Here is a 6,509-nt window from a genome sequence, read left to right as displayed (position 1 = left end):
GAGCTGTTATTTTCAACTCTTACTATTATACAGACTTTTTCTGACTTGTCAACAACTTTTTAAAACTTTTTATGTTTTTTTGTATGACTCCCTAATGAGTACGGATATCAAACTCCTTAAACACAATACGTAAGTCTCTCAATACTCTTTGACGCCCTCGGAAGCGTTCATGTCTTAAGACGCGTTCTAACTCTTCTTGTTTGTCTTTACTTTGTTTGTTTCTATAATCTCTTAGTGTCTCATGAAAGAGATAATACTCATCTAGCCACATACCTCCCTCACTGATACGATGACTAATCTCACCTACTTCTTCATAGGGTTCTTTATCATATCTACGCTTCTGGCTTTCCTGCTTACGGATATAGTCTAGGATCCGATTACGGAATTTAGTTTTGAAGTATTTACGTAAGCGTGGGATATCTTCTACTAGCTCTTCTTCTCTACTAATCAATTCATGTAAGCAGAGCATGCCCTCTTGGTCCCAATCAGTTAACTCCCATAAATGCAAGTAATATTCATTTCTACTCTTATACACAATTCCCTGGACTTCTTTATATAATTCTTTAAACATAACGTCCCCCTTTCTAGATACAGTCTAACAAATCAAGAAGATAATTGGGATATTTCACCTATTCTGTCCCCTACACCGTCTCAACTGCATAAAAAAGAGAGGTTTTGCCTCTCTTGGGGTTATTTTTCATCATTCATTTTTGACTTTACTTCATCATAAGATAATGCATGAGATTCCTCTTCGACTGTTTCAGGCATCTTTCCTGTTTCATAAAGAGCTTTAATTTGTGTACTATCCAATGTTTCGTATTTCAATAATGCTTCTGCAATCAACTTGTGAGTTTCACGATTTGACTGAATAATTTCAGCAGCTTTATTTCGTGCTTCATTTAATAATGAACGAACTTCTTCGTCAATTTCATAAGCTGTTTGTTCTGAAATTGATTTTTGAGGACTCTGTGCACCAAACATAGCATGGTTTCCTTCATATTGTACTGGGCCAAGTTTTTCACTCATACCGTACTCTGTAACCATTGCACGCGCCATTTGTGTCGCTTGTTCAAAGTCGTTTGAAGCTCCTGTAGTTTGGACATTAAAGATAATTTCTTCAGCTACACGTCCACCCATTAAGCCAGCCAATTGCTCTTTCATATCTTCTTTAGAAAGAAGCATTTGGTCTTCCTTAGGAAGTGCAATCATGTAACCACCTGCACGGCCACGTGGTACAATTGTAACCTTATGGACAACGCGGGCATTCGATAAGACTAGACCAACAATGGTATGTCCAGCCTCATGGTAAGCAACCAATTCACGTTCTTTTTGTGAAACTGTCTTATCTTTCTTAGAAGGACCAGCAATAACTCTATCTTCTGCTTCATCAATATCTGAGGCATCAATTATCGATTTATTGCGACGAGCAGCGACTAAAGCAGCTTCATTCAATACATTCTCTAAATCAGCACCAACAAAACCTGGAGTTTGTTGAGCCACTAATTTCAAATCAACATCTTCTGCTAAAGGCTTGTTCTTAGCATGAACTTTCAAGATTGCTTCGCGACCTTTAACATCAGGACGGCCAACCAAGACTTTTCTATCAAAACGTCCTGGACGCAGAAGGGCAGGATCAAGTACATCTGACCGGTTTGTCGCAGCGATAACGATAATCCCTTCATTTCCCTCAAAACCGTCCATCTCAATCAAGAGTTGGTTCAAGGTTTGCTCACGTTCGTCATTACCTCCACCAAGACCGACTCCACGTTGACGTCCAACAGCATCAATTTCATCGATAAAGATAATAGCTGGTGCTGCTTTTTTGGCATCTTCAAAAAGAGAACGAACACGACTAGCTCCAACTCCGACAAACATTTCTACAAAGTCAGAACCTGAAATACTAAAGAAGGGAACACCTGCTTCTCCGGCTACTGCCTTAGCAAGCAAAGTTTTACCTGTTCCCGGAGGTCCCTCCAAAAGGACACCTGCTGGAATACGAGCCCCAAGTTTTGTAAATCTTTTTGGATCTTTTAAGAATTCAACAACTTCAACTAGTTCTTGTTTTTCTTCCTCAGCTCCAGCAACATCTGAAAATCTTACTTTAATATCTTCTTTATTTGCAGCTTTAGCCTTACTACGTCCAAAACTCATCGGGTTACGGCTATTATTTCCTCCCATATTTCCCATCATAGAGAATAGGAAGAAGAAAAGAATACCGAATGGCACAATGGATACAAGAATATTAATCCACATACCACTCGAACTTTCATGCTTAATAGTTACTTCCGCTTTATGGTCAGAAGCAAGCTTTTGCAATTCTGATACTGTAGTATCTGAAGGAAGAATAATACTTGAAAATTTCTCTACTGTTGTAGCAGATGGAGAAAAGAACTGAATGCCTGTTTCTTCTTTACTTGTTTTAGGATTTTTATAAACACCTGAAACTTCGATAACACTGCCATTTGGTTGGTAAGTTAATTCTTTTACATTGTCATCGGTAATTTCTTTTACCAATTCTGTATAATTAATTTGCTCACTTTTCCCTGCAACACTACCTGTACTAAAATACTGGTAAGCTGTAACTAGGAAAAAAATAAGTAATAACCATAGAAAAGGATTTTTAATTAAACCATTATTTTGTTTTTTCATTAAAAATTGTTCTTTCTAATTTGAATATACTTCTTCTTTCAATACTCCAACATAAGGAAGGTTACGATAATTTTCTTTGTAGTCTAAACCATAACCTACTACAAACTCATTTGGAATAGTAAAGCAGGTATAGTCAGCCTCAATTTCTACAACACGTCCCTCTGGTTTATCCAATAAGGTTGCAATCTTAACAGAAGCTGCATCTCTTGCAATAAACATATCTCGCAAATTCTTCAAAGTTTGACCTGTATCAATGATATCTTCTACAAATAAAACATGTCTTCCTTTGATATCTTGAGTCACATCTTGCTTGATATTGATGACACCGCTACTTGCTGTTCCACCATGATAGCTAGAAACCATCATGAAGTCCATTTCAATATGTGTGTCGATATGTTTGACCAATTCAGCCATAAAAGGAATAGATCCTTTTAAAATCCCAACTAAAATTGGATTTTTTCCTGCATAGTCTTTAGTGAGTTGAGCACCTAATTTTTTAGCAGCTTCTGTAATTTCATCGTGTGAAACGAGGATTTTTTTAATATCGTTTTCTAACATTTTTTTACCTATCTATTTTTTCTATATAAAGTACAGTGTTCATTATATCATTTTTCGTGTTTTTACTCAAATTACTGGTCGCAATTCCCAAAATTGAGACAATTTCACCAAATTGCTCAATAATCAGAGCTGATTTTCGCTTTTCCATAGGGATTTTCAAATCAATAAATAGACGTCTGAGTTTTTTTCTATGACCATTTTGAATCAAAAAATCTCCTGTTTTTCGATGACGAATGTGTATGGATGTTTCCCGTGAAACAGGTACCTGCTGAATTAATTCACCTTCTAAAGGAAGTCCAAAGGAAAATAAATAACCCTGGTAGGATACCTGATTTTGATAGTGTAACACAAGTTCATCTTCCTTTTCATCAGACTGAGGACTGATTTTACAAATCCGAAACTGTTGATACTCTTTTACTAATTCATAACCATTTTTAAGCGGATGACGATACTGGCTTTTAGTTTTTAAAATTTTTCTAACTTCTTCAAACTGAGCTTTTGTAAGATTCAAATCTGGAAAACGATTCAGATAAGTTTGAAGTAAAACTCTTTGTGTCGACTCAGAGTAAGACAATAGCTGATCTAAATTTTCTACATCAATATTCTTTGATAATTCAGCTATAGCTAAGTCATAATCTAAAATTTCATTGCCGATGCTTAAGATTGCATCTCTAAATCTAGGATTTTCTTTTTCTAATTCTGGTAAATAAGAGTTTCGAATACGATTGCGAAAATAATGATTTTCCTGATTTGATGTATCTTCAAAGTGAAAAATTGGTGGAAAGTCTTTTTTCTGAAAATGCAAGAAGGGACGAATGATTTCTATCTCTCCGACTACTTGCTTCTCCTTAATTCCTGATAGATAGCGCAAACGAGTTCCTCGAATCAAGCGCATTAAAATCGTTTCCACCTGATCATCAGCATGGTGGGCAGTGACTAAAGCTGTCGCACCTGTCTTTTTCATGACCTCTTGAAAAAAATCATAACGAAAATGTCGAGCACGCGCTTCTGAAAATTCACCTAAAAAATTACTGATATAAATAGGAAGCTCTGCTTCAGCAGCTAACTTCCTTAATTCCTGTTCTTCCCAATCTGATTCTACTCTCTGCTTATGATTCACATGAGCTAGAATCAATTCAATTTCTAATTCTTTTTGATACGTAGATAACACCTTAAATAGAAACATAGAATCTAATCCACCAGAAAGAGCTAGCACCACCTTAGCATGCTTTTTGAAATATCCCTTCTTGAGAAAATGATTTAAAAAATCTTGTTCCCTCATTTTAGAACCTCATAAACATCCTTGGCTATCTTAGAAATCGTATCATAATCAGAATTTTTAGTGAAAATAGAAAGAATAAATGGAGAATCTGCATAGACAACACCCGTATCATGCTTAAATTCATCCGCATCTCCAATTTTATGAGCTACTTTAACAGAAACACCTTTGGCAATTCTCTCATTATCAAAATCTGTTTTAGTCAAAGAATCCAATACAAATCCATTTTGATTATAAATAGCCTCCATGACCTTCCCAGCCATCTTAGAAGAAATCAATTTTTCTTTGGAATCCCAATCATCTCCCATAATAGCAGACATCTGGGATTTAAATGTGGCATCAGATTGGTTTGAAATGTAATATCCCAATAAATTATGAGCTACATTATCAGATTCTTTTGATACTTTCGTAATTAAATCCTTTAGAGAATACTCTTTATTATCCTCTTTTTTAGGAAGGCTACCACTTCCCTCTGGTTTATAAGAACCTGGAAAATCATTGACTGCAGATACGTATTTTATAGTCGTGTCTAACTGATAAAGCCCCTCATTTATTTTTTCTTGCGCATAATAGAGATAAGGTAATTTTAAAACACTAGCTGCATACATCTTTTCATCTTGATTGATACCAGCCTCTTTTCCAGTAGTCAGTTGCTTAACATAAATAGAAAATGAATCCTTCTGATATTTTTCCGATAACATTTCTTGGACTTTACTCATCCGATTATCTTCTTCAGAAGTTGATTCTTTAGCTGCCCATCCAGCCTGATCAATATGTAGAAATTCTCTTCCTTCTACAAACATGGTCTTATCAATTGATACTTGCGAATAAGCTGATAAGGATGATTTCACTTCTTTTAAGTCATAAGGACTATTGTACAGTTTAAAATCAGATTCTAACCATACTTTTTTTATTGTTGGAGTTACCTCTGATTGATCATATAAAAATCGTTTGTCTGCAGCAATAAATTGATGGTTTGATAACTTAAATACTGGAATCCCTTGTTTATTCAAGCGCCACTCGGTTATTTGAAAACTTGTTTGGGGAGTCAATTTTCCAGATTCCACCACTAAATCTTCATTCGCATAAACAGGAACCTCTCCATAAACCATGGGAGAACTTAATTTTTCTCTAAAATAAATACCAAAGTCAGATTGTGAAAGGTAATAAATTTCTTTTGAAGTATAGACTACTTCTTTTTCTGTGCTAACGACTTTTGAAATGATCAAAAAACTCGGTAACAACAAAATAATTAAGAATTTACGCATTCTTCCTTTCCTTTTCTTCTTGTAAACGCAATAATTGATTTTTATCAACCAACTCTTCCAGCTTTTCATCCGATAGACTCAAAAATTGCTCTATTACATCTAATAAATTTTCCATTTTATCACCTTGGGAGCAAGTCAGGAATCGTATAAACAGCTTCCCGATTCTTAGAATAATAATATTTTGCACGCATGTATTTAGCAGCGTAATCTTCATCTTTCAACTTTGTAGCAAAAGCTGTCTCTTTCTCCTTTTCCTCACTCAAGGTTTGATACTGAGTTTGCAAATCTGATAACTGTTGACGTCTTTGGAGTAATTGGTGATAGCTTTGAGCAAGATTATAAGTTGGTAAAATGAACAATAAAATCATCAAAATCAGAACCCAACCCATGAAACGATTACGTTTTTGTCGTTCTTTCATCAGATAGCGACGACGTTGGTGTTCATTTTGAATAAAAGAATTATTCAATTGTACGATATTTTTAGACATTTTCTTCTACCCGTGTTTCACTGATAATTTCATACATGCCTGCTGCATCTTCTTTTTTTGTACTATCTTTCATCTCCAGTACTTTTACAAGTAGCAACTTATTTCCAAAACGAATTTCAACTTGGTCATTAACTTTCAAATCCGTTGAACTTTTTGCCAAGATTCCATTTACCTTGATTCTGCCTTTATCTGCTACTTCTTTTGCGACTGTACGACGCTTGATAATTCTTGATACTTTTAAATATTTGTCTAATCTCATTTTTATTA

At 35.1% G+C, this 6,509-nt stretch carries 8 protein-coding genes; all 8 read right to left on the bottom strand.

Going from position 1 to position 6,509, the window contains the following annotated elements; genetic code table 11:
* Positions 1–91: 91 nt before the first annotated feature.
* The gene (locus O3664_RS03030; protein WP_371613619.1) at positions 92–571 is read right to left on the bottom strand and encodes a sigma-70 family RNA polymerase sigma factor; all 480 of its coding nucleotides are present in this window, start codon (positions 569–571) and stop codon (positions 92–94) included.
* Positions 572–690: 119 nt separating this feature from the next.
* Positions 691–2,649 carry an ATP-dependent zinc metalloprotease FtsH gene (gene ftsH, locus O3664_RS03025; protein WP_084928689.1) on the bottom strand — a complete coding sequence of 653 codons (1,959 nt, stop codon included), beginning with the start codon at positions 2,647–2,649 and terminating at the stop codon, positions 691–693.
* Positions 2,650–2,664: 15 nt separating this feature from the next.
* Positions 2,665–3,207, bottom strand: coding sequence for a hypoxanthine phosphoribosyltransferase (gene hpt, locus O3664_RS03020; protein ID WP_000892171.1), 543 nt, complete (start codon positions 3,205–3,207; stop codon positions 2,665–2,667).
* Positions 3,208–3,211: 4 nt separating this feature from the next.
* On the bottom strand, positions 3,212–4,489 hold the full coding sequence (tilS, locus tag O3664_RS03015; protein WP_084865102.1) for a tRNA lysidine(34) synthetase TilS: 1,278 nt from the start codon (positions 4,487–4,489) through the stop codon (positions 3,212–3,214).
* Positions 4,486–5,754 carry a serine hydrolase gene (locus O3664_RS03010; protein WP_049501884.1) on the bottom strand — a complete coding sequence of 423 codons (1,269 nt, stop codon included), beginning with the start codon at positions 5,752–5,754 and terminating at the stop codon, positions 4,486–4,488. The genes tilS and O3664_RS03010 overlap by 4 nt, the downstream gene beginning before the upstream one ends.
* Positions 5,747–5,869, bottom strand: coding sequence for an SP_0009 family protein (locus tag O3664_RS03005; RefSeq protein ID WP_049501883.1), 123 nt, complete (start codon positions 5,867–5,869; stop codon positions 5,747–5,749). Before O3664_RS03005 ends, O3664_RS03010 begins: the two co-directional genes overlap by 8 nt.
* Positions 5,870–5,873: 4 nt before the next feature.
* On the bottom strand, positions 5,874–6,242 hold the full coding sequence (locus O3664_RS03000; protein ID WP_000041905.1) for a septum formation initiator family protein: 369 nt from the start codon (positions 6,240–6,242) through the stop codon (positions 5,874–5,876).
* Positions 6,235–6,501 (bottom strand): RNA-binding S4 domain-containing protein, encoded by a 267-nt coding sequence (locus tag O3664_RS02995; protein ID WP_001234978.1) that lies wholly within the window; start codon positions 6,499–6,501, stop codon positions 6,235–6,237. The genes O3664_RS03000 and O3664_RS02995 overlap by 8 nt, the downstream gene beginning before the upstream one ends.
* Between the last annotated feature and the right edge of the window lie 8 nt (positions 6,502–6,509).

The sequence above is a fragment of the Streptococcus sp. 27098_8_109 genome, from assembly GCF_041432295.1.
Taxonomy (GTDB): Bacteria; Bacillota; Bacilli; order Lactobacillales; family Streptococcaceae; genus Streptococcus.
This window is presented reverse-complemented; position numbering and strand designations above follow the sequence as displayed.

Bases quoted from the DNA above. Each gene is read 5' to 3' on its own strand.
- O3664_RS03030 (WP_371613619.1), bottom strand. From the start codon at position 571: ATGTTTAAAGAATTATATAAAGAAGTCCAGGGAATTGTGTATAAGAGT.
- ftsH (WP_084928689.1), bottom strand. From the start codon at position 2,649: ATGAAAAAACAAAATAATGGTTTAATTAAAAATCCTTTTCTATGGTTA.
- hpt (WP_000892171.1), bottom strand. From the start codon at position 3,207: ATGTTAGAAAACGATATTAAAAAAATCCTCGTTTCACACGATGAAATT.
- tilS (WP_084865102.1), bottom strand. From the start codon at position 4,489: ATGAGGGAACAAGATTTTTTAAATCATTTTCTCAAGAAGGGATATTTC.
- O3664_RS03010 (WP_049501884.1), bottom strand. From the start codon at position 5,754: ATGCGTAAATTCTTAATTATTTTGTTGTTACCGAGTTTTTTGATCATT.
- O3664_RS03005 (WP_049501883.1), bottom strand. From the start codon at position 5,869: ATGGAAAATTTATTAGATGTAATAGAGCAATTTTTGAGTCTATCGGAT.
- O3664_RS03000 (WP_000041905.1), bottom strand. From the start codon at position 6,242: ATGTCTAAAAATATCGTACAATTGAATAATTCTTTTATTCAAAATGAA.
- O3664_RS02995 (WP_001234978.1), bottom strand. From the start codon at position 6,501: ATGAGATTAGACAAATATTTAAAAGTATCAAGAATTATCAAGCGTCGT.